Below are 16,720 nucleotides of genomic sequence, written 5' to 3'. Positions count from 1 at the left end.
GCTTTCTTTTTTTCATCCAACGATCGACAGGACCAACGATGTTCAACAAAGGACAACTGGCCGGCCTCATGAAGCAGGCGCAGGCAATGCAGGACAACCTCAAGAAGGCGCAGGAAGAACTGGCCACCATCGAGGTCGAGGGCGAGTCGGGGGCCGGGCTGGTGAAGGTCGTGATGACCTGCAAGCACGACGTCAAGCGCATCACCATCGACCCGAGCCTGCTGGCCGACGACAAGGACATGCTCGAAGACCTGGTGGCCGCGGCCTTCAATGCCGCGGTCCGCAAGGCCGAGGAGACCAGCGAGCAGAAGATGGGCAAGCTCACGGCCGGCATGCCGGGCCTGCCCCCCGGCATGAAGCTGCCCTTCTAGGACTGAATGGCCGATTCCAGTTCGCTCGAGGCGCTGGTCGAAGCGTTGCGCCGCCTGCCCGGCGTCGGCGCCAAGTCGGCCTCGCGCATGGCCTTTCACATGCTGCAGCACGACCGCGAGGGCACGCAACTGCTCGCGCGCGCCCTGCAGCAGGCGGCCACCCATGTGCGTCATTGCGAACGCTGCAACACCTTCACCGAGGCGCCGGTCTGCAGCGTGTGCCTCGACACGCGCCGCGATGCCAGCAAGCTGTGCGTGGTGGAGACGCCGGCCGACCAGGCCGCACTCGAGCGCACGGGCGCGTTTCGCGGCTATTACTTCGTGCTGATGGGCAAGCTCAGTCCGCTCGACGGTATCGGGCCGAAGGACATCGGCCTGGCGCGGCTGTTCGAGCGCGCGCTCGACGGCACGGTGAGCGAGGTGATCCTCGCCACCAACTTCACCGCCGAGGGCGAGGCCACGGCGCACGTGATCGGCGAAGAGCTCAGGCAACGCGGCCTGACGGTGACGAGGCTCGCGCGCGGCGTGCCGGCCGGCAGCGAGCTCGAGTACGTCGACCTCGGCACCATCGCCCACGCGCTGGTCGACAGGAGATGAACCCACCCTCGTTGACGCTGGCGTACTGGTGCTTGCTGGTCGCGGTGGCCTTGCCCTATGCCGCGGCCTACATCGCCAAGATCGGGAGCTTCAGGCGGCGCGACAACGAGACGCCGCGCGAATGGGCCGCGCGCCAGAGCGGCTGGCGTGCGCGCGCCATGGGCGCGCAGTCCAACAGCTTCGAGGGCCTTCCCTTTTTCATCGGCGCGGTGATCATCGCCCATCAACTCGGTGCGGCGCAGGCGCAGTTGGACCTGCTGGCTATCGCCTATGTGATGCTGCGCATCGCCTATATCGCGCTCTACATCGCAGGCATCGGTACGGCGCGCAGTGCGGTCTGGGCACTCGCGTTTCTGGCCAACATCGCGATCGTGTTCGCCGGCCGCTAGCGGCTTCGTGTTTACGTGAAAACCCGCACGGGGATGTTCCCGATGCAGGCGCTGGGGGGCGCCCCTAAGCTCGATTCGATTCCGAAAGAAACTAAAAGGCCGCGGGTTCACTTCATGCTCAATCGCCGTACTTTCACCGCCGCCGCCACTCTGGGTGCTGCCTCCATCGCGACGCCGCTGGTCCGTGCGCAGGCCAAGCTGGAAAAGTCGAAGATCTCCATCGCCGTCGGCGGCAAGGCCGCCTTCTACTACCTCCCGCTCACCATCTCCGAACAGCTCGGCTACTTCAAGGCCGAAGGCCTCGATGTCGAGATCTCCGACTTCGCCGGCGGCGCGCGTGCGCTGCAGGCGGTGGTGGGCGGCTCGGCCGATGTGTGCTCGGGTGCTTACGAACACACCATCAACCTGCAGGCGAAGAACCAGTTCTTCCAGTCCTTCGTGCTGCAGGGCCGCGCGCCGCAGATCGCGATCGGCGTGTCGACCAAGAACATGGCGAACTACATGACCATCGCCGACCTCAAGGGCAAGAAGATCGGTGTCTCGGCGCCTGGCTCGTCCACCAACATGGTGGCCAACCTCGTGCTGTCGCGCGGCGGTCTGAAGGCCAGCGACGTGAGCTTCATCGGCGTGGGCGTCGCGGCCGGCGCGCTGACGGCGCTGCGCTCCGGCCAGATCGACGCCATCAGCAACACCGACCCGGTGATGACGATGCTCGAACAGAAGGGCGACGTGAAGATCATCAGCGACACGCGCACGCTGAAGGGAACGCAGGAGGTCTTCGGCGGCCCGATGCCGGCCGGCTGCCTCTATGCGCCGACGGAATTCATCCAGAAGCATCCCAACACCTGCCAGGCGCTCGCCAATGCCATCGTGCACGGGCTCAAGTGGCTGCAGACCGCGGGGCCGGGCGACATCATCAAGACCGTGCCCGAAACCTACCTGCTCGGCGATCGCGCGCTGTACTTGGCGTCGTTCGACAAGGTGCGCGAGGCCATCGCCATAGACGGACTGATACCGGCCGAGGGGCCGAAGACCGCGCTCGGTGCCATCGCAAGCTTCGACCCGACCGTGAAGGCCGACAAGATCGACCTAGCGAAGACATACACCAACGATTTTGCGCGGCGCGCGAAGGACAGGTTCAAAGCCTGACCCGAACGTTCTGCAACCCGGCTTCGGCCGGGTTTTTTTGTTTCCACCCCATGTCCAGCTACGCGCTCGAACTCCTCGACATCAGCTGCACCTTCCGCTCGAAGGACGAGCACGGCCAGCGCTACACCGCTGTCGCCGGCACGACGCTGCGCGTCCGTGAGGGCGAGTTCGTCTCGGTGGTCGGGCCCACGGGTTGCGGCAAGTCGACCTTGCTCAACGTCGGTGCGGGCCTGCTCGAACCGTCCTCGGGCACGATCAAGGTGTTCGGCCAGCCGCTCGCGGGCATCAATGCGCGGGCCGGCTACATGTTTCAGACCGAGGCGCTCATGCCGTGGCGCAGCACGCTCGCCAACGTGATGGTGGGCCTGCAGTACCGCGGCGTGCCCGATGCGGAGGCGAGGGCGCAGGCCGAGCAATGGCTCACTCGGGTCGGCCTCACCGGCTTCGGCGATCGCTATCCGCACCAGCTCTCCGGCGGCATGCGCAAGCGCACGGCGCTCGCGCAGGTGCTGGCGCTGGACCCGGACATCATCCTGATGGACGAACCCTTCAGCGCGCTCGACGTCCAGACGCGGCAGCTGATGGAGAACGAGGTGCTCGAGCTCTGGGCCGCCCCGAGCGCCGGGCGCCGGGCTGCGCCAAGGCCGGTGCTCACCCCCTCGGGGGGTGGGCGCGAAGCGCCCGGGGGCCCACAAGGACGAAAAGCGGTGCTCTTCATCACGCACGACCTCGATGAAGCGATCGCGATGAGCGACCGCGTGGTGGTGCTCTCGGCCGGGCCGGCCACGCACCCGATCGGCGAGTTCGCGATCGACCTTCCGCGCCCGCGCGACGTGGCCGAGGTGCGCACGCATCCGCGCTTCGTCGAACTGCACACGCAGATCTGGAACGTGCTGCGCGACGAGGTGCTCAAGGGCTATGCGCAGCAACTGAGGAAGGCGGCCTGAATGAGTTTCAGGCCCCATGAAGGCAATGCGCGCTTCTGGCAGATGGCGCTGCTGATCGTGCTGCTGCTGCTATGGCACCTGCTCTCGCGCGACCAGCAGTTCGCTTTCTTCCTCGGCGAACCGATCAAGGTCGCGGGCCGGGTGTGGAGCTGGTTCCTGCCTTTCGCCGTGCCGCCGAACCTGCTGTTTCCCGACGGGCTGCCGGGCAATGCCGACATCTACCGGCACCTCGGCACCACGCTGCTCGAGACCGTGCTGGCCTTCGGTATCGGCACGCTGCTGGGGCTGGCCTGCGGACTCTGGCTGGCGCTGGCGCCGACCGCAAGCCTGATCCTCGACCCCTACATCAAGGCCGCGAACTCGATGCCGCGCGTGATCCTGGCGCCGATCTTCGCGCTGTGGTTCGGCCTCGGCATCTGGAGCAAGGTGGCGCTCGCGGTCACGCTGGTGTTCTTCATCGTGTTCTTCAACGTCTACCAGGGCGTGCGCGAAGTGAGCCCGGTGGTGCTGGCCAACGCGCGCATGCTGGGCGCCAACCAGCGGCAGCTGCTGCGCACGGTGTACCTGCCGAGCGCGACCAGCTGGGTGTTCTCAAGCCTGCACACCTCGGTGGGGCTGGCTTTCGTCGGTGCGGTGGTGGGCGAATACCTGGGTTCGGCGCGCGGCGTCGGCTACCTGATCCTGCAGGCCGAAGGCACTTTCGACGTCAACACCGTCTTCGCCGGCATCGTGGTGTTGACGGCGTTCGCGCTGGCGCTCGACGGCATCGTCGGCATCATCGAAACGCGCCTCATGAAATGGCAGCCGCGCAGCGGCGAGACCGAGAAGCTCTGACTCAGCGCTTCTTCTTCGAAGGCGCGCCGCCGCGCTTCTCGCGCACGATCTTGGGCGAAGAAGCCGTCTTCGCCGCGGGCGCGGCCTTGCCGGCACTGGTCTTGACCACGCCGCCGCCGCGTTTGCTGGTCACGATCACCGTGCTGGAGCGGGCGCCCCGGCCCACGCGTTCGGCGGCCGCGGCCTTCACCGGCAGGTAGACCACGACCTGGACGCCGCGCTGGAAGGCGTGGCTGGTCTTCACGTCGTTCCATTCGGCGACGCTGGCCGGGCTGAGGCGGTAGCGGCGCGCGATGCTTGCGACGCTGTCGCTGCGTCCGGCCTTCACGAGCGTGCGGCGCGTGACGATCTCGGGCTGGAAGCTCAGGTGGCCGGTGTCGGCCACCGCTGCATTGACGTCTTCCTGGACGCGCGCGCCGCGCGGCACGATCAGCGTCGAGCCGGCCTTGATGAGCATGCGCGGCGGCACGCTGTTGATCGCGCGCAGGTCGGATTCGCTCATGCCGGCGCGCTGGGCGGCATCGGCCACCGTCATCGTCGAGGGCACGGTCCAGGCGGTCCAGCTCGCGTACTGTCCCTGGGTGTAGGCCTCGAAGTTGCGTTGGAACACGGCGGCGTTGTCCCAGGGCAGCAGGATCTCCGGCGTGCCGGCGGCCAGCAGCAACGGCTTGTGCGCGGAGGGGTTGAGCGCGCGGAAGTCCTCGATCTTCACGTCGGCGAGCTTGGCCGCCAGGGCCACATCGAGGTCGCGCTTGAGCGTGACGGTCTGGAAGTAAGGGTGGTTGGCGATCAGCGGCAGGTCGGCGTTGAAGCGCTCCGGGTTGGCGACGATGTTCTTGACCGCCTGCAGCTTCGGCACGTAGAGCCGGGTCTCGGCCGGCATCGACAGGTCGGTGTAGCCGGTGGGCAGGCCGGCGCGCTTGTTCTTGGCGATGGCGCGGCCGACGCTGCCTTCGCCCCAGTTGTAGGCCGCGAGCGCCAGATGCCAGTCGCCGAACATGCCGTAGAGCTTCTGCAGGTAGTCGAGCGCCGCACGGGTGGAGGCGACCACGTCGCGCCGGTCGTCGCGGAAGATGTTCTGCTTCAGGTCGAAGTCGGTGCCGGTGGCGGGCATGAACTGCCACATGCCTGCGGCCTTGGCGCTGGAGATCGCTTGCGGGTTGAAGGCGCTTTCGATGTAGGGCAGCAGCGCGAGCTCGGTCGGCATGTCGCGGCGTTCCAGCTCTTCGACGATGTGGAAGATGTAGCGGCTCGAGCGCTCGGTCATGCGCTGCATGTAGTCGGGCCGGGTCGCATACCACTGCTCGCGGTCCGTGACCAGGTCACCCTGCAGGTCCGGCATCTTGAAGCCGCGGCGGATACGTTCCCACATGTCGGCCGGCGGCGCGAGCGTGACGACGGAGCGCGACTTGGTGTCGCCCGAGGTGATGGGCGTGAGCGGTCCGCCGGGATAAACCGGCGCCGCCGCGGGGGCGCCGGAAGCAGTGGGCGAGGTAGGGGAAGCGGAGGAGGAGCTCGTGCCGGTGGTGCTCGCGCAGCCTGCGAGAAACAGGGAGCCTGCGAGGCAGGCAGCAACGATAAATTTCATCGGAAGTCGTTTTTCCATTGGCGCAGTGCGGCGAACACGTCGGCTTCCGCGGCTTGCGCGGAGAGGCCGGCATGAGCGTGGACTGCTCGGAGGACAGTGGCTTCGCGGCTGCGAAGAAAGGGATTGACCAGGCGCTCGGTGGCGAGCTGCGAGGGCAGCGTCGGTTCACCGCGTGCGCGCAATGCCTCGCAATGCGCGGTGTACTGAGTCAGATCGGCGTTGCCGGGTTCCACGGTCTGCGCGAATCGAAGGTTAGCAAGTGTGTATTCGTGGCCGCAGCACACGCGGGTGTTGCCGGGCAGCGCGGCCAGCGCGTCGAGCGAGGCCAGCATCTGCGCGGCCGTGCCTTCGAACAGGCGGCCGCAGCCGGCGGAGAACAGCGTGTCGCCGCAGAAGAGCAAGGGCGCGAGCTCGCCGGCGACTGCGTTGTGCGCATCGGCCGGCAGGAAGAAGGCGATGTGGCCGGCGGTGTGGCCCGGGATGTCGATCACTTCGAAGCGAAGGCCCAGCACCTCGGCACCGTCGCCTTGCGAGAGTCGCGTGAAGGGCGCCGGGACCGTCTCGCGCGCCGGACCGAAGACCTGCGCGCCGGTGGCCGCGTGCAGCGCTGCGACGCCGCCGGTGTGATCGGGGTGGTGGTGCGTGACTAGAATCGCGGCCAGCTGCAGATTGCCGCGCGCCAGTGCTTCGAACACCGGCGCGGCATCCCCCGGGTCCACCACGATCGCGTTGCGACCGTCCTGCAGCATCCAGATGTAGTTGTCGGCGAAGGCGGGCAGCGGAACGAGGGTCATGAGCGGTCAAATTATAGGTTTGCATGATTGGTTCGCGACCGCCCCCGGCCGCTACCTGCTGGCCTGGGAGCAGGCCCAGTTCGACCAGGCCGTGGCCGATGTGTTCGGCTACCACGCGCTGCAGCTGGGGCTGGCCGAGGTCGCCGGGCTGCGCGCCAACCGCATGCCGCATCGCTGGCTGGCGCTGGACGATCCCGCGCTGGCGGCGCAGAGCGCGCTGGTCACCGACTTCACGGCGCTGCCTTTTTCGGCCAACAGCCTCGATCTGGTCGTGTTGCCGCATGCGCTCGAACTCAGCCACGACCCTCATGCGACGCTGCGCGAGGTCGAGCGCGTGCTGGTGCCCGAAGGCCGCGTCGTCATCTGCGGTCTCAATCCGGCCAGCCTCTGGGGCATGCGGCAGCGCCGCGCGCATCTTTACCGGCGCCTCGGCTTCGGCGAGCTGTTCCTGCCCGAGTCCGGCGACTTCATCGGCTATCGGCGCATGCGCGACTGGCTGCGCTTGCTGAGCTTCGAGGTCGAGTCGGGCAACTTCGGCATCTACCGGCCGGCGGTGCGCAGCGAGGCCTGGCTGGAGCGCTGCCGCTGGTTCGACACGGCCGGCGAGCGCTGGTGGCCGATTTTCGGCGCGGTCTATTTTCTGGTCGCGGTCAAGCGGGTGCGCGGCATGCGGGTCTTGAGCGCCGACTGGCGGCGCGCGGCCCAGCGCGCCAGCGCGCCGGTGCCGATCGCGGGCAAGGTGCATCGCGACGCAGTCACCGATCACAACGAGGAAGTCTTTTTTTGAACGAAGTACAGATCTACACCGACGGCGCCTGCAAGGGCAATCCCGGTCCCGGCGGCTGGGGCGCATGGCTCAAGTCGGGTGCTACCGAGAAGGAACTCTTCGGCGGCGAGCTCAGCACCACCAACAACCGCATGGAACTCAAGGCCGTGATCGAAGGCCTGCGCGCGCTCAAGCGCCCCTGCAAGGTCGTGCTCTACCTCGACAGCCAGTACGTGCGCATGGGCATCACCGAATGGATCCGCGGCTGGAAGGCCAAGGGCTGGCGCACCTCGACCAACCAGCCGGTGAAGAACGTCGAACTCTGGCAGGAGTTGGACAAGCTGGTGGCGGAGGGCGGCCACCAGATCGAGTGGCGCTGGGTCAAGGGGCACTCGGGCGACCCGGGCAACGAGCGCGCCGACATGCTGGCCAACAAGGGCGTGGAGCGGGCGCTGGGGCGGATCTAGAGAGGGCCGGGCAGGGTGTTGATGCGCTCGGGCTCGTCCAGTGCTTCGCCCATCCGCGCCCGGAACAGCAGCTCGTCGGTGATGCGCAGGCGACGGCTGAGCTCGCGGCCGATGTTCATCTGGATCAACGCGAATTGCTCCGCATCGTGCTCGAACAGGCGCAGCAGATTGTCCGCCGTGATCCGGATCGCGCTGCAGTCCTCGTCGGCGCGCACCGAGGCGCTGCGAGGGAACAGATCGAGGAGCGCCATCTCGCCGAAGCAGTCGCCCTGGCCGAGGCGGCGCAGCAGCAGCTGACGGCCCTGCCAGCTTTTCGAGATCGTCACACGGCCGCTTTCGAGCACGTACATGCCGTCGGCCAGATCGCCCTCGCGGCAGAAGAAGTCGCCGGCGGCGACCCGGATCACGGGCGCGGGCTCCAGCAGGAATTCGATGGCCTCCGCGCCGATGGCACCGAAGATCGGCATCTGCTGCATCAATTCGATTCGCGCTGCGAGCATGCGCATCTCCCGCGCGGACTAGCCCACGCCGTCGAACATCATCACGTCGACCGCGTCGCCCGCGGCCACGCCGCCTTGCTCATGGTGCAGCACCACCAGGCCGTTGGCTTCGACCATCGAGCTGAGCACGCCCGAGCCCTGGTTGCCGGCGATGCGGACCTCGGGCAGCGATCCCGGCACCGCCTCCACCCGGCCGCGCTGGTACTCGGTGCGGCCCGGTTTCTTGCGGATCGCGGCCATGCTCCTGGCGCGCAGCATGGGCGGCGGCGCGCAGCCCGCAGCGTGGCAGCCCATCATCCGCAGCAGGGCCGGACGCACGAAGGCGAGGAAGGTGACCATCACGGCAACCGGATTGCCCGGTAGGCCGAACAGCACGGCCGTGCCCTCGGCTTCGCCTTGCTTGGGGATCAGACCCACCGCCATCGGCCGGCCGGGCCGCATCGCGACGCGCCAGAAGGCCATGTCGCCCAGCTGCTGCATCACGGCGCGCGTGTGGTCGGCCTCGCCGACGCTGACGCCGCCGCTGGTGATGATCGCGTCGGCCTCGCGCGCGGCGCGGCGCAGCGTGTCGGCCAGCGCCGCGGGATCGTCGCGCACCAGGCCCAGGTCGATCACTTCGCAACCCAGGCGCGTGAGCAGGCCGAACACGGTGTAGCGGTTGCTGTCGTAGACCGCGCCTTCGCGCGGCAGCTCGCCCAAGCTCAGGATCTCGTCGCCGGTGGAGAAGTAGGCCACGCGCAGGCGCCGCAGCACCGGCACCATCGGCAATCCGAGGCTGGCGACCATGCCGAGCGCAGCGGGCGAGAGACGCTCGCCGCGTTGCAATGCGGCCTGGCCCTGCATCAGATCCTCGCCGGCCAGGCGGCGGTTGTCGCCGCGGCGCAGCACCTTGGCCGGGAAGCGGACCTGGTCGCCCTCGACGAAACAGAACTCCTGCGGGATCACGGTGTCGAGGCCCGCGGGCATCATGGCGCCGGTCATGATCTTGACGGCGTCGCCCAGGCCGAGCGTGCCGCGCCAGGCGGCGCCGGCCAGCGCCGTGCCGACCACGCGCAGCTCCACCGAGGCATCGCTCGATGCGTCGGCATGGAGCAGCGCGCCGTCGAAGGCGAAGCCGTCCATCGCCGAGTTGTCGTGCGGCGGCACGCTGACGGGCGAGATGATGTCCTCGGCCAGCACCCGGCCGAGCGCGTCGCGCAGTGCGATGCGCTCGCTCTGCGTGACGACGGCCGGTTCGGCGAGGCGAGCCAGGAAGGCCTGCACCGCATCGACGCCCAGGGCTTTCGGGTCGTAGCCGGCCAGGGCAGCGGCGATCTCGGCGATGCGGCTCATCGGTTTTCGAGCGCGTGCAGCTCGGTCAAGGTGTTGGCGTTGAAGAACGCGTCGGGCGCGTCGCCGGGCCGGTCGAAGGGCACCAGCACCGTTCGGTGCTGCGCGGTCCACTTGTCGATCTTACGGCCGCCGTCCTGGGTGAAGCGCACCAGGCTTTCAAGCAGCGTGGCGCGCAGCAGGCAGAACACGGGCTGCGGGCGCAGTGCCGATGCACCATCGGACTCGGCGGCGGCTTCGGGCGCGCTCACCATGGCGATCTCGGCATCGTCGGCCAGCAAGGCCTCGCCCAATCGGCTCGCCAGGTCGAGCGGAAACAGCGGTGTGTCGCAGGGCACGGTCAGCAGATAGGGCGTTTCGCAGCGTTCCAGCCCGGTCAGGAAGCCGGCCAGCGGCCCGGCGTAGTCGGCCAGGCCGTCGGGCCAGACCGGTGCGCCGAAGGATTCGTAGGCCGACAGGTTGCGGTTGGCATTGACCATCAGCTCGCCGACCTGCATGCCGAGGCGCATCAGCGCATGCATCGCGAGCGGCGTGCCGTTGAAGTTCTGCAGGCCCTTGTCGACGCCGCCCATGCGCGAGCCGCGCCCGCCGGCGAGCACGAGGCCGGTGATCTCGCTGGCGGCAATGGTGGCGAGCGCGCTCATCCGCCGATGTAGCTCATCTCGACGCGGCGCGGCGCGGCCGCATCGGTGTCGGGCCCGCGCAATGCGCGCAGTTCGGAGTAGCGGTCGGTGCGCCCTTGCCAGATGTGGCCGATGGCGGAGGCGATTTGCGCATCGTCGGCATCGCCGCGCAGGAGCGGGCGCAGGTCGTGCCCGCTGCTGGCGAACAGGCACAGGTAGAGCTTGCCTTCGGTCGACAGGCGCGCGCGGCTGCAGTCGTGGCAGAAGGCCTGGGTCACGCTGCTGATCACGCCGATCTCGCCGCCGCCGTCGCGATAGGCCCAGCGCTGCGCGGTTTCGCCGGGCGCGCTGGCTTCGAGCGGCGCGAGCGGGAATTCCTCGGCGATGCGTGCCACCACCTCGGCCGAGGGCAGCACCTCGTCCATGCGCCAGCCGTTGGTGGCGCCGACGTCCATGTATTCGATGAAGCGCAGCACCACGCCGGTGCCGCGGAAGCGGCGCGCCATCGGCAGGATTTCCTGCTCGTTGGTGCCGCGCTTGACGACCATGTTGACCTTGATCGGGCCGAGGCCCGCGGCATGGGCCGCATCGATGCCCGCGAGCACCTGGGCCACCGGAAAGTCGACGTCGTTCATGCTGCGGAACACCGTGTCGTCGAGGCCGTCGAGGCTCACGGTCACGCGATTGAGGCCGGCGGCCTTCAGCGCCTCGGCCTTGCGCGCCAGCAGCGAGCCGTTGGTGGTCAGCGTGAGGTCCAGCGGCGCGCCCTGCGGGGTGCGAATGGCGGCCAGCTGCTCCACCAGCACTTCCAGGTTCTTGCGCAGCAGCGGCTCGCCGCCGGTGAGCCGGATCTTGTGCACGCCATGCGTCGCGAAGATGCGCGCCAACCGCGTGATCTCCTCGAAGCTCAGGAGGGCGCTGTGGGGCAGGTACTGGTAGTCCTTGTCGAACACTTCCTTCGGCATGCAGTAGCTGCAGCGGAAGTTGCAGCGGTCGGTGACGCTGATGCGCAGGTCGGTGAGCGGGCGCGAAAGGCGGTCGAGCAGCACGCCGGTGGCCGGCACGGCGCGCTCCGGTGCCGCCACGCGGCGGGCGCGGCCGATCTCGGAGACGTGGACGACGTGCTGGTTCATGGGAAGGGCAATTTAACGCATAGCCCGGCCGGACGCCTTTTCAAGGCTACTTGACCACGGCGGCGTAGATCATGTTGCGCAGCAAGCTGCGGTAGTGCACCCGGTGCTTGGGCGATTGCAGCATGAGCACCACGAACATCTGGTTCTCGGGGTCCACCCACATGTAGGTGCCGCCGGCGCCGCCCCAGTTGAACTCGCCGGCGGCGGCCGGGTAGGGTGCTTCGCCGTTGCTGCGGCGCACCGCGAAGCCCAAGCCGAAGCCGTAGCCCGAACCCGGCAGGTAGAGCGGCCCGGGCGCGATGCCGGCGCCGCCGTTGGCATGGTCGGACACCATGAGGCCCAGCGTGCGCGGGCCCAGATAGCGCTTGCCGTCGAGCGTGCCGCCGTTCAGCAGCATCTGCAGGAAGCGCGCGTAGTCGGCTGCTGTCGACACCATGCCGCCGCCGCCCGATTCGGCCTTCTGCACGACGCGCGGGTCGCTGAACTCGGCGCCGACGCCGAAGCTGCGGTCGCTCGCCAACGGTTCCGCGATGCGCTGCTGGCGCGGCGCATCGCTCACGTAGAAGCTGGTGTCCTTCATGCCGAGCGGATCGAGCAGGCGGGCTTTTTCGAACTGGTAGAGCGTCTGGCCCGACACCACCTCGACCACGCGGCCCAGGATGTCGGTCGAGTAGCTGTAGTCCCAGGTGGTGCCTGGCTGATAGGCCAGCGGCAGCTTGGCCAGACGCTGCGAGAACTCCGCATTGCTCGGATCGCCGGCATGCAGGTTGGCTGCGTTGTAGGCCTGCTTGACCAGCCCGGGCCCGAAGAAGCCGTAGGTCAGGCCCGAGGTGTGGCGCATCAGGTCGTACACCGTGATCGGCCGGCGTGCCGGCACGGTCTCGAGCACCGGCTTGCCGTCGCTGCCCGGCTTCTCGACGCCGACCGTCATGTTGGCGAACTCGGGCAGGTACATCGCGACCGGGTCGTCGAGCTTCATGCGCCCGTCTTCGACCAGCATCATCGCGGCGACCGTCGTGATGGGCTTGCTCATCGAGTAGATGCGGAAGATCCCGTCGCGCGGCATCGGGGTGCCGGCGGCCGGGTCGAGCCGGCCGATGGGCTCGAACCAGGCGACCTTGCCGCCCCGCGCCACCAGCAATACGGCGCCGGGGATCTTGTTGGCCGCCACGTCTGCTTTGAGCACGTCGGTGAGCATCTGCAGGCGCTCGCTGGAGAGCCCGACGCGCTCGGGGCTGGTGGTCGGCAGCGATTGCGCGGCGGCCAGCAGCGGCCCCGCGAAGAAGAGGCCGGCCGCGATGTGGCGCAGGCAGCGCTTGAATGGCTTCATCATTCTTGTCTCCTCGTTGTGGATGGGATTCGTTCGGGCGGTCTGCGCCGCCTTTTCCCTAGACGCAGCGCGCGCCGTCGACCTCGATGCAGACGCCGCTGATGAAGGACGCCTCGTCGCTGGCCAGGTAGAGCGCCGCATTGGCCACATCGAGCGCGGTCGAGAAGCGGCCGAGCGGGATGGTGGCGCGGAACTTGGCCTTGCGCTCCTCGGTGATCGGCCCGCCGGCGAACTCGGCGGCCAGGCCGGTGTCGGGGTTGAACACCGGGTTGATGCAGTTCACGCGGATGTTGTCGGGGCCGAATTCGGCGGCGAGCGACTTGCTGGTGGTGATGACCGCGCCTTTCGAGCCGTTGTACCAGGTGAGGCCCGGACGCGGCCGCACGCCGGCGGTGGAGGCGATGTTGATGAAGGAGCCGCCGCCGTTGGCGCGCAACGCCGGCACGGCATGCACGGTCGACAGGTAGATGCTCTTTACATTGACCGCGTAGCAGCGGTCGAACTCGTCCTCGCTCACTTCGAGTGCCGGGCGGTTGCGGTGCGTCCAGCCAGCGTTGTTGACCATCACGTCGAGCTTGCCGTGGCGCTGGACCGCGGCCTCGACCAGCGCCTTGACTTCGGCCGACTTGGTGACGTCGGCGGCGAAGAAAGAGGCCCGGCCGCCGGCGCGCAGGATGGCTTCGACCACCTGTTCGCCGAGTGCGGCATTGATGTCGTTGACGACGACCTGCGCGCCTTCGGCTGCCAGCCGCTTTGCGATGCCTTCGCCGATGCCGCCGCCGGCGCCGGTCACGATGATGGATTTGTCCTTGACGCGCATTCGGTATGTCTCCGGGGAAATAGGAACGCGCAAGTGTAGGCACCTCGCCGGCGGCGCTCTATCGCCGGGATTGAAATTCCTGAAGCATGAACCAGATGAGAATTATTATCATTTGCTCATGGACAACAGCTCATCCCTTGCCAGCGCCGCCAAGCGCCCCGTGCTGCCGCTGCGGCAGTTGGTCGGAATCTCGATCGTGCTGGCCGGCGTGCTGGTGCTGGGTGCGCAGTTCTGGCAGTTCGTGACCAGTCGCCCGGTGGTGCTGCAGGCCTTGACCGGCGGCTCGGTGGCCGCGCTCGCGACCGCGCTGGGCACCTTGCCCATCCTGTTCTCGCAGCGTCTGTCGGATCGCGCGCAGGACACGCTGTTCGGTTTCGGCGCTGGCGTGATGCTGGCGGCCAGCGCCTTCTCGTTGATCATCCCCGGCATTGCCGCCGCGCGCGCCGCGGGTGCGGATGCGTGGGGTGCCGGGGGCATCGTCGGCGGCGCGATCCTGCTCGGCGCGCTCGCGCTGCTGGTGCTGGACCGCGTGCTGCCGCACGAGCATTTCATCAAGGGCGTGGAGGGGCAGAACGCAGGCGTGCTCCGCCGCACCTGGTTGTTCGTGTTCGCAATTGCGCTGCACAACCTGCCCGAAGGCCTGGCGATCGGCGTCGGCTTCGCAGGCGGGGATGCGCTGCGCGGCAGCGCGCTGGCGACCGGCATCGCGATCCAGGACGTGCCCGAAGGCCTGGTGGTTGCGGTGGCGCTGCTCGCCGCGGGCTACCGGCGGCCTTTCGCGGTCGGGCTCGGCATGGCGTCCGGCCTGGTCGAGCCGGTGGGTGCCGTGCTCGGTGCAGCGATCGTGAGCGGGTCGGCCGCCTTGCTACCCTGGGGATTGGGTTTTGCCGCCGGCGCGATGCTGTTCGTGATCAGCCACGAGATCATTCCCGAGTCCCACCGCAAGGGCCACGAGGCCTTTGCGACGGGCGGGTTGATGGTGGGTTTCGTGCTGATGATGCTGCTGGACACCGCCCTCGGCTGATGATGATCAGCCGTGGCGCACGGCCACGGTCTTCAGCGTGGTGAAGCCGTAGAGCGCTTCGAAGCCCTTCTCGCGGCCATAGCCTGAGGACTTGACGCCGCCGAAGGGCAGTTCGACACCGCCGCCCGCGCCATAGTTGTTGATGAACACCTGGCCGCTCTTCACGCGCTTGGCCATGCGGAACTGGCGCGCGCCGTTCTCGGTCCAGATGCCGGCGACCAGGCCGAACTGCGTGGCGTTGGCGAGCGCCACGGCCTCGTCCTCGTCGCTGAACGCCATCGCGGCCAGCACCGGGCCGAAGACTTCTTCCTGCGCCAAGCGATGCCCCACCGGCACGTCGCGCAGCAGGGTCGGCGCCTGGTAGAAGCCGGTTTCCGGCGCCTCGTCGACCACCACGCCCTGCGCCACCATTGGAATGCCGGCGTGCTGGGCATCGGACAGAAAGTCCCAGACGCGCTGCTGCTGCGTCTGGCGGATCAGCGGGCCGACGTCGAGGTCCATCGCGGCGGGGCCGACGCGCAGCGCCTCGAAGGCATGGCCGAGCCGCTCGAGCAGCGGCTCGTAGATCTCGCGTTCGATCAGCACGCGCGAGCCGGCCGAGCAGGTCTGGCCGGCGTTTTGCACGATCGCGTTGATCAGCACCGGAATGGCGGCGCCCAGGTCGGCGTCGGCGAAGATGATCTGCGGGCTCTTGCCGCCGAGCTCGAGCGTGACCGGGCAGTGGCGCTCGGCCGCGACCTGCTGGATCAGCGTGCCCACTTTCGGGCTGCCGGTGAAGCTGATGTGGTCGATGCCCTCGTGGCGCGCCAGCGCATCACCGACTTCGTGGCCGTAGCCGGTCACGATGTTGATCGCGCCAGGCGGGAAACCGACCTCCGCCGCGAGTTGCGCGACGCGGATCAGCGACAGGCAGGCGTCTTCCGAGGGCTTGACCACGCAGACGTTGCCTGCGGCCAGCGCGCCGCCGACGCTGCGGCCGAAGATCTGCATCGGGTAGTTCCACGGAATGATGTGGCCGGTGACGCCGTGCGGTTCGCGCCAGGTGAAGACGCTGTAGCCCTCCTGATAGGGGATGGTCTCGCCGTGCAGCTTGTCGCAGGCGCCGGCGTAGAACTCGAAGTAGCGCACCAGCGCCAGGGCATCGGCACGCGCCTGCTTGACCGGCTTGCCGCAATCGCGTTGTTCGATGAGCGCCAGCTCGTCGGCGTGCGCGGCGATTCTCTGGGAGAGCAGGTAGAGCAGCCGGCCGCGGTCGGCCGCGCTCTTCTTGTGCCAGTGGGTCTCGAAGCAATGACGCGCGGCGCGCACGGCGGCATCGATGTCGGCTGCATTGCCGCGCTGCAGTTCGTCGAAGGTCTGGCCGTCGGAGGGGTCGATCACCGGTAGGGTGCGGCCGGAGGAGGAAGCGATGTTTTGGTTGCCGATGTAATGGAGTTGCATGGCCGAAATTGTGCGCGAAAGCGGCCGGCCGCCGCCCGGAGCACCCGCTAGCGGCTGGCGGTCGACTTCGGCAGCGCCTTCACGGCATTGAGCATGCGCTCCACGTGCTTGTCGGGATTGAGGTTCTGGTAGTAGTAGGCCACGGTGCCGTTCGGCGAGATCACGTAGGAAAGCCGGTTGGCGAAATCCGGGCGCGTCTGCATCAGCGCATCGAAACCCTGGATCACCGTCTTGGACTGGTCGGAGGCGACCGGGAATTTGCTCTGGCACTGTTTGACCGAGAAGTCCTTCAACGTGTCGACGTCGTCGGCCGAGACGCCGATCACCGTGGCGCCCACCGCCTCGAACTGGCCAATCGCCTCAGCGAAAGCGTGCGCCTCGATGTTGCAGTCCGTGGTGCCGGCCGCCGGGAAGAAATAAACCACCACCGGCCCTTTGGCCAGTGCGTCGGCCAGCGAGTAGCGGAAGGTCTTGCCGCCCAGCGCCGCAGTGGCCGTGAACTTGGGCACCGGGTCGCCGATGTCGAGAGCGGCGAAGGCTGGAGAAAGTGCGAGGCTTGCGAGCGCAGATGCGGCGATACGCGCGAGAATCCATCGGGTCATGACGTAACTCCGGGAGG

At 68.1% G+C, this 16,720-nt stretch carries 19 protein-coding genes; 9 read left to right on the top strand and 10 right to left on the bottom strand.

Annotation, left to right across the window (positions count from 1 at the left end; translation table 11 throughout):
* The first annotated feature begins 38 nt into the window (after nucleotides 1–38).
* The 6 genes from BLS74_RS19845 to BLS74_RS19820 all read left to right on the top strand — a co-directional run bounded on the left by BLS74_RS19845 (nucleotide 39) and on the right by BLS74_RS19820 (nucleotide 4,287).
* Nucleotides 39–371 (top strand): YbaB/EbfC family nucleoid-associated protein, encoded by a 333-nt coding sequence (locus BLS74_RS19845; RefSeq protein ID WP_012747441.1) that lies wholly within the window; start codon nucleotides 39–41, stop codon nucleotides 369–371.
* Nucleotides 372–377: 6 nt separating this feature from the next.
* On the top strand, nucleotides 378–968 hold the full coding sequence (gene recR, locus BLS74_RS19840) for a recombination mediator RecR (protein ID WP_093108868.1): 591 nt from the start codon (nucleotides 378–380) through the stop codon (nucleotides 966–968).
* On the top strand, nucleotides 965–1,357 hold the full coding sequence (locus tag BLS74_RS19835; protein ID WP_093108867.1) for an MAPEG family protein: 393 nt from the start codon (nucleotides 965–967) through the stop codon (nucleotides 1,355–1,357). The genes recR and BLS74_RS19835 overlap by 4 nt, the downstream gene beginning before the upstream one ends.
* 114 nt (nucleotides 1,358–1,471) lie before the next feature.
* Complete coding sequence (locus BLS74_RS19830) at nucleotides 1,472–2,506, top strand: ABC transporter substrate-binding protein (protein ID WP_093108866.1); 1,035 nt, start codon at nucleotides 1,472–1,474, stop codon at nucleotides 2,504–2,506.
* A 50-nt stretch (nucleotides 2,507–2,556) separates the two neighbouring features.
* The gene (locus tag BLS74_RS19825) at nucleotides 2,557–3,453 is read left to right on the top strand and encodes an ABC transporter ATP-binding protein (protein ID WP_093108865.1); all 897 of its coding nucleotides are present in this window, start codon (nucleotides 2,557–2,559) and stop codon (nucleotides 3,451–3,453) included.
* Nucleotides 3,454–4,287, top strand: a complete 834-nt coding sequence (locus tag BLS74_RS19820; protein ID WP_093108864.1) for an ABC transporter permease — start codon at nucleotides 3,454–3,456, stop codon at nucleotides 4,285–4,287.
* A 1-nt stretch (nucleotide 4,288) separates the two neighbouring features.
* On the opposite strand, the gene BLS74_RS19815 is transcribed toward BLS74_RS19820, so the two are convergent.
* Both BLS74_RS19815 and gloB read right to left on the bottom strand, forming a co-directional pair.
* Entirely contained in the window at nucleotides 4,289–5,875 is a 1,587-nt protein-coding gene (locus BLS74_RS19815; RefSeq protein ID WP_093108863.1) for a transglycosylase SLT domain-containing protein, read from the bottom strand.
* A complete protein-coding gene (gene gloB / locus BLS74_RS19810; protein WP_093108862.1) occupies nucleotides 5,872–6,669 on the bottom strand; it encodes a hydroxyacylglutathione hydrolase in 798 nt (265 codons plus the stop codon). The genes BLS74_RS19815 and gloB overlap by 4 nt, the downstream gene beginning before the upstream one ends.
* On the opposite strand from gloB, the gene BLS74_RS19805 reads away from it, so the two are divergent.
* On the top strand, nucleotides 6,668–7,456 hold the full coding sequence (locus BLS74_RS19805; protein ID WP_244503932.1) for a class I SAM-dependent methyltransferase: 789 nt from the start codon (nucleotides 6,668–6,670) through the stop codon (nucleotides 7,454–7,456). The genes gloB and BLS74_RS19805 overlap by 2 nt on opposite strands.
* The gene (gene rnhA / locus BLS74_RS19800; RefSeq protein ID WP_093108860.1) at nucleotides 7,453–7,902 is read left to right on the top strand and encodes a ribonuclease HI; all 450 of its coding nucleotides are present in this window, start codon (nucleotides 7,453–7,455) and stop codon (nucleotides 7,900–7,902) included. Before BLS74_RS19805 ends, rnhA begins: the two co-directional genes overlap by 4 nt.
* Here the strand turns inward: rnhA and BLS74_RS19795 are convergent.
* The 6 genes from BLS74_RS19795 to BLS74_RS19770 are packed head-to-tail and all read right to left on the bottom strand — an operon-like array spanning nucleotide 7,899 to nucleotide 13,637.
* The gene (locus BLS74_RS19795; protein ID WP_093108902.1) at nucleotides 7,899–8,402 is read right to left on the bottom strand and encodes a Crp/Fnr family transcriptional regulator; all 504 of its coding nucleotides are present in this window, start codon (nucleotides 8,400–8,402) and stop codon (nucleotides 7,899–7,901) included. The genes rnhA and BLS74_RS19795 overlap by 4 nt on opposite strands.
* 18 nt (nucleotides 8,403–8,420) lie before the next feature.
* Nucleotides 8,421–9,734 carry a molybdopterin molybdotransferase MoeA gene (gene glp, locus BLS74_RS19790; RefSeq protein WP_093108859.1) on the bottom strand — a complete coding sequence of 438 codons (1,314 nt, stop codon included), beginning with the start codon at nucleotides 9,732–9,734 and terminating at the stop codon, nucleotides 8,421–8,423.
* Nucleotides 9,731–10,375 (bottom strand): molybdenum cofactor guanylyltransferase MobA, encoded by a 645-nt coding sequence (mobA, locus tag BLS74_RS19785; RefSeq protein WP_093108858.1) that lies wholly within the window; start codon nucleotides 10,373–10,375, stop codon nucleotides 9,731–9,733. The genes glp and mobA overlap by 4 nt, the downstream gene beginning before the upstream one ends.
* Nucleotides 10,372–11,487 (bottom strand): GTP 3',8-cyclase MoaA, encoded by a 1,116-nt coding sequence (gene moaA, locus BLS74_RS19780; RefSeq protein WP_093108857.1) that lies wholly within the window; start codon nucleotides 11,485–11,487, stop codon nucleotides 10,372–10,374. The genes mobA and moaA overlap by 4 nt, the downstream gene beginning before the upstream one ends.
* A 46-nt stretch (nucleotides 11,488–11,533) precedes the next feature.
* Nucleotides 11,534–12,820, bottom strand: coding sequence for a serine hydrolase domain-containing protein (locus BLS74_RS19775; RefSeq protein ID WP_348272433.1), 1,287 nt, complete (start codon nucleotides 12,818–12,820; stop codon nucleotides 11,534–11,536).
* A gap of 55 nt (nucleotides 12,821–12,875) precedes the next feature.
* On the bottom strand, nucleotides 12,876–13,637 hold the full coding sequence (locus tag BLS74_RS19770; RefSeq protein ID WP_093108856.1) for an SDR family oxidoreductase: 762 nt from the start codon (nucleotides 13,635–13,637) through the stop codon (nucleotides 12,876–12,878).
* Between the two features lie 118 nt (nucleotides 13,638–13,755).
* Between BLS74_RS19770 and BLS74_RS19765 the strand changes: the two genes are divergently transcribed.
* Nucleotides 13,756–14,661, top strand: coding sequence for a ZIP family metal transporter (locus tag BLS74_RS19765; RefSeq protein WP_093108855.1), 906 nt, complete (start codon nucleotides 13,756–13,758; stop codon nucleotides 14,659–14,661).
* A 6-nt stretch (nucleotides 14,662–14,667) separates the two neighbouring features.
* On the opposite strand, the gene BLS74_RS19760 is transcribed toward BLS74_RS19765, so the two are convergent.
* Both BLS74_RS19760 and BLS74_RS19755 read right to left on the bottom strand, forming a co-directional pair.
* Nucleotides 14,668–16,101: an aldehyde dehydrogenase family protein gene (locus BLS74_RS19760; RefSeq protein ID WP_093108854.1), complete on the bottom strand. Its 1,434-nt coding sequence runs from the start codon at nucleotides 16,099–16,101 to the stop codon at nucleotides 14,668–14,670.
* Between the two features lie 47 nt (nucleotides 16,102–16,148).
* Nucleotides 16,149–16,703, bottom strand: coding sequence for a peroxiredoxin (locus BLS74_RS19755; RefSeq protein WP_093108853.1), 555 nt, complete (start codon nucleotides 16,701–16,703; stop codon nucleotides 16,149–16,151).
* Nucleotides 16,704–16,720 lie beyond the last annotated feature (17 nt).

Source organism: Variovorax sp. CF079, from assembly GCF_900101545.1.
In the GTDB taxonomy this organism is placed as follows: domain Bacteria; phylum Pseudomonadota; class Gammaproteobacteria; order Burkholderiales; family Burkholderiaceae_C; genus Variovorax.
This window is presented reverse-complemented; position numbering and strand designations above follow the sequence as displayed.

What these genes read in the sequence shown, in the direction of transcription:
- BLS74_RS19845 (WP_012747441.1), top strand. Translation starts at nt 39, where the DNA reads ATGTTCAACAAAGGACAACTGGCCGGCCTCATGAAGCAGGCGCAGGCA.
- recR (WP_093108868.1), top strand. Translation starts at nt 378, where the DNA reads ATGGCCGATTCCAGTTCGCTCGAGGCGCTGGTCGAAGCGTTGCGCCGC.
- BLS74_RS19835 (WP_093108867.1), top strand. Translation starts at nt 965, where the DNA reads ATGAACCCACCCTCGTTGACGCTGGCGTACTGGTGCTTGCTGGTCGCG.
- BLS74_RS19830 (WP_093108866.1), top strand. Translation starts at nt 1,472, where the DNA reads ATGCTCAATCGCCGTACTTTCACCGCCGCCGCCACTCTGGGTGCTGCC.
- BLS74_RS19825 (WP_093108865.1), top strand. Translation starts at nt 2,557, where the DNA reads ATGTCCAGCTACGCGCTCGAACTCCTCGACATCAGCTGCACCTTCCGC.
- BLS74_RS19820 (WP_093108864.1), top strand. Translation starts at nt 3,454, where the DNA reads ATGAGTTTCAGGCCCCATGAAGGCAATGCGCGCTTCTGGCAGATGGCG.
- BLS74_RS19815 (WP_093108863.1), bottom strand. Translation starts at nt 5,875, where the DNA reads ATGAAATTTATCGTTGCTGCCTGCCTCGCAGGCTCCCTGTTTCTCGCA.
- BLS74_RS19805 (WP_244503932.1), top strand. Translation starts at nt 6,668, where the DNA reads ATGAGCGGTCAAATTATAGGTTTGCATGATTGGTTCGCGACCGCCCCC.
- gloB (WP_093108862.1), bottom strand. Translation starts at nt 6,669, where the DNA reads ATGACCCTCGTTCCGCTGCCCGCCTTCGCCGACAACTACATCTGGATG.
- BLS74_RS19795 (WP_093108902.1), bottom strand. Translation starts at nt 8,402, where the DNA reads ATGCTCGCAGCGCGAATCGAATTGATGCAGCAGATGCCGATCTTCGGT.
- glp (WP_093108859.1), bottom strand. Translation starts at nt 9,734, where the DNA reads ATGAGCCGCATCGCCGAGATCGCCGCTGCCCTGGCCGGCTACGACCCG.
- mobA (WP_093108858.1), bottom strand. Translation starts at nt 10,375, where the DNA reads ATGAGCGCGCTCGCCACCATTGCCGCCAGCGAGATCACCGGCCTCGTG.
- moaA (WP_093108857.1), bottom strand. Translation starts at nt 11,487, where the DNA reads ATGAACCAGCACGTCGTCCACGTCTCCGAGATCGGCCGCGCCCGCCGC.
- BLS74_RS19775 (WP_348272433.1), bottom strand. Translation starts at nt 12,820, where the DNA reads ATGATGAAGCCATTCAAGCGCTGCCTGCGCCACATCGCGGCCGGCCTC.
- BLS74_RS19770 (WP_093108856.1), bottom strand. Translation starts at nt 13,637, where the DNA reads ATGCGCGTCAAGGACAAATCCATCATCGTGACCGGCGCCGGCGGCGGC.
- BLS74_RS19765 (WP_093108855.1), top strand. Translation starts at nt 13,756, where the DNA reads ATGGACAACAGCTCATCCCTTGCCAGCGCCGCCAAGCGCCCCGTGCTG.
- BLS74_RS19760 (WP_093108854.1), bottom strand. Translation starts at nt 16,101, where the DNA reads ATGCAACTCCATTACATCGGCAACCAAAACATCGCTTCCTCCTCCGGC.
- BLS74_RS19755 (WP_093108853.1), bottom strand. Translation starts at nt 16,703, where the DNA reads ATGACCCGATGGATTCTCGCGCGTATCGCCGCATCTGCGCTCGCAAGC.